Annotated in this window: 4 protein-coding genes; all 4 read right to left on the bottom strand. The window is 71.6% G+C overall.

The annotated features are described in order from the left end of the window. Positions 1–374 (bottom strand): carbamoyl-phosphate synthase domain-containing protein (locus tag NQ160_RS21100; protein WP_306853938.1); only part of this gene is annotated, 374 nt, incomplete at its 3' end. Positions 375–376: 2 nt separating this feature from the next. Next, positions 377–901: a PH-like domain-containing protein gene (locus NQ160_RS21095; protein WP_257517039.1), complete on the bottom strand. Its 525-nt coding sequence runs from the start codon at positions 899–901 to the stop codon at positions 377–379. Then, positions 898–2220, bottom strand: a complete 1323-nt coding sequence (locus NQ160_RS21090) for a dihydroorotase (protein ID WP_257517038.1) — start codon at positions 2218–2220, stop codon at positions 898–900. The genes NQ160_RS21095 and NQ160_RS21090 overlap by 4 nt, the downstream gene beginning before the upstream one ends. A gap of 17 nt (positions 2221–2237) precedes the next feature. Next, the gene (locus NQ160_RS21085) at positions 2238–3182 is read right to left on the bottom strand and encodes an aspartate carbamoyltransferase catalytic subunit (RefSeq protein WP_257517037.1); all 945 of its coding nucleotides are present in this window, start codon (positions 3180–3182) and stop codon (positions 2238–2240) included. Between the last annotated feature and the right edge of the window lie 80 nt (positions 3183–3262).

Raw genomic sequence — 3262 nt, 5'->3', positions numbered from 1 at the left:
CGGATGTGGCGGGTGACGGCGCGGGTGTCGATGCCGCTGATGCCGACGATGCCGTCGGCGACCAGTGCCTCGTCGAGCGTGCTGTCCGCGCGCCAGTTGGACACGACCCGTGAGGGGTCGCGCACGACGTAGCCGGCCACCCAGATGCGGCGGGACTCGGGGTCTTCGTCGTTCATGCCGGTGTTGCCGATGTGCGGCGCGGTCTGCAGCACGATCTGACCGGCATAGGACGGGTCGGTGATGGTCTCCTGGTAGCCGGTCATGCCGGTGGCGAAGACCACTTCGCCGAGGGTCGTGCCTCGGGCGCCGTAGGCGCGTCCGGTGTGGCGCGTGCCGTCTTCGAGGACGAGGACGGCGGGTTCACGGGTGAACAAGGTCACGCGGGGTCTCCTGTCGTGGGAGCGGGGTCGGATATCTCTCGCAGCGCGTCGACGAGCGCGCGCGCGGAGGTCTCCTGGGGTCGGAAGTAGGAGTCGACGACGATCGCGTCGCCCTCGGCGGTGGGGATCTGCCAGTCCAGGCGCGCCAGACCGTCGCGCTCGACGACGCGGTCGATCGCGACGGTGGCCTGCGCGACGCCGTCGATACGGCTGCGGCCGATGAACAGGCGCGGCTGGCCCACCAGGTCCAGCGCCACACCGGCATCCGTCACGGTGACGTCGGCCCGCGAACGGAAGCCGAGGCCGCGGATGGCCAGCCGCTCGAGCGGTTCCCCGTGGCGGGTCGTGGCGACGTACAGCACCGGGAAGACGCCGATCACGGCGGCGCCGGTGGGGATCTCGCCCACGGGAGCGGCGAAGCCGGCGTCGCGGCGGGTGCGTCGGCGCCAGCCCCAGGCGACCAGGCCCAAGAGGCCGATCGCCACGGCGACGACGATCAGCAGTGCTGTCTCGCGGGTCATGCCCACACCTCCGTGGTCTCACGCAGCGCGCCGTCGGCGACCGTCGCGCGGCCGCGGTGCAGTGTCCACCGCACCTCACCGGGAAGCTCCCGGCCGAGGTAGGGCGAGTTCGCACTGCGTCCGCGCAGGTCATCGCGGCCGAAGGTGCGCACCGGCGCCGGGTCGTAGAGCGTCAGCGACGCGGCCTCGCCGGCCGCGAGCGGCGTGCCGTGACCGGCCAGGCGCCCGATGCGGGCCGGGGCGGTCGACATGACGCGCGCGACGTCGTCCCAGCCCAGCAGGCCGGTGTCGACCATCGCCTGCTGCACGACGCGCAAGGCGCTTTCGAGCCCCACCATGCCGTTGGCCGCCGCCGGCCATTCGCAGGCCTTGGCCTCGGCGGGGTGCGGGGCGTGGTCGGTCGCGACGATGTCGATGGTGCCGTCGGCCAGGCCTTCGCGCACCGCCTGCACGTCCTCGGCGCGCCGCAGCGGCGGGTTGACCTTGAAACGGGCGTCGTAGCCGCGCACGAGCTCCTCGTCCAGCAGCAGGTGGTGGGGGGTGACTTCGGCGGTGACGGCGATGCCGCGCTTCTTCGCCCAGCGGATGATGTCCACCGACCCCGCCGTCGACAGATGGCAGACGTGCAGGCGGGAGCCGACGTGCTCGGCCAGCAGCACGTCGCGGGCGATGATCGACTCTTCGGCGACGGCGGGCCAGCCCGCCAGTCCCAGCTCGGCCGAGACGGTGCCCTCGTTCATCTGGGCGCCCTCGGTCAGCCGCGGGTCCTGCGCGTGCTGCGCGATGACGCCGTCGAAGGCCTTCACGTACTCCAGTGCCCGTCGCATGATGAGCGGGTCCCAGACGCAGAACCCGTCGTCGCTGAAGACGCGCACCTGCGCGCGGGACGATGCCATCGCCCCCAGTTCCGCGAGCCGCTCGCCCTTCTGCCCGACCGTCACCGCGCCGATGGGCTGCACCGTGACGTAGCCGGCGGCCTCGCCGAGGGCCAGCTCCTGCTCGACGACGCCGGCGGTGTCGGCGACGGGTGAGGTGTTGGGCATGGCGAAGACCGCCGTGTAGCCGCCGGCGGCGGCGGCACGCGAGCCGGTGAGGATCGTCTCGGATGCCTCGTAGCCGGGCTCGCGCAGGTGCGTGTGCAGGTCGACCAGCCCCGGAAGGGCGACCAGCCCGTCGGCGTCGATCACGGTGGCGCCGGCTCGGCTGAGACCGCTGCCCACCTCGGCGATGCGCCCGTCGGCGATCAGGAGGTCGGCGGTGCGGTCAGCGCCTGCCCCGTCGTGGATGCGTGCGCCGCGGATGAGGAGAGTCTCGCTCATCGTCCGTCCTCTCCTGCTCATGCGCGCTCCCCCGCCAGCAGCAGGTAAAGGGCGGCCATCCGCACGGACACGCCGTTCGTCACCTGTTCGAGCACGGTCGAGCGGGACGAATCGGCGGCGTCGGCGGAGATCTCCAGACCCCGGTTCATCGGACCGGGGTGCATGACAATGCTATCTGGCGCGAGACGGCCCAGACGCCCGGCGTCCAGCCCCCACCTTCGGGAATATTCCCGTTCAGTCGGGAAATAGGCCGCGCCCATGCGTTCCAGCTGAATCCGCAGCATCATCAGCGCGTCGACACCCTCGTCCAGCGCCTCGTCCAGGTCGTACCGCACGTGCACCGGCCACGCCGAGACGTCCTGCGGCACCAGGGTCGGCGGCGCCACCAGCGTTACCCGGGCTCCCAGGGTGGTCAGCAGCCACACGTTGGAGCGGGCGACGCGGGAGTGCAGGATGTCGCCGACGATCACGACGCGCAGCCCCTGGAGGTCGCGTCCGCGGCTGTCGCCGGCGAAGAAGCGCTTGCGGATGGTGAAGGCGTCCAGGAGAGCCTGCGTGGGATGCTCGTGGGTTCCGTCGCCGGCGTTGACGACCCCGGCGGTGATCCAGCCGCTCGTGGCGAGGGTCTGCGGGGCACCGGAGGCGCCGTGGCGGATGACGACGGCATCCGCCCCCATCGCCTGCAGGGTCTGCGCGGTGTCCTGGAGCGATTCGCCCTTCGACACCGACGAGCCCTTGGCCGAGAAGTTGATGACGTCGGCCGAGAGGCGCTTGGCGGCTGCCTCGAACGAGATGCGGGTGCGGGTGGAGTCCTCGAAGAACAGGTTCACCACCGTCTTGCCGCGCAGGGTCGGCAGCTTCTTGACCTCACGCTGCTGCGTGTCGGCCATGTCCTCGGCGACGTCGAGGATCTGCAGCGCATCGGCGCGGCTGAGGGTGCGGGTGTCCAGCAGGTGCCTCATGAGCCGATCGTCACCTCCTCGATGCCGTCGACTTCGGCCAGGCGCACGTTGACCCGCTCGTCGCGGGCGCTGGGGAGGTT

This window comes from Microbacterium sp. zg.Y909 (assembly GCF_024626565.1).
This window is presented reverse-complemented; position numbering and strand designations above follow the sequence as displayed.

Bases quoted from the DNA above. Each gene is read 5' to 3' on its own strand.
- NQ160_RS21090 (WP_257517038.1), bottom strand. From the start codon at position 2,220: ATGAGCGAGACTCTCCTCATCCGCGGCGCACGCATCCACGACGGGGCA.
- NQ160_RS21085 (WP_257517037.1), bottom strand. From the start codon at position 3,182: ATGAGGCACCTGCTGGACACCCGCACCCTCAGCCGCGCCGATGCGCTG.
- NQ160_RS21095 (WP_257517039.1), bottom strand. From the start codon at position 901: ATGACCCGCGAGACAGCACTGCTGATCGTCGTCGCCGTGGCGATCGGC.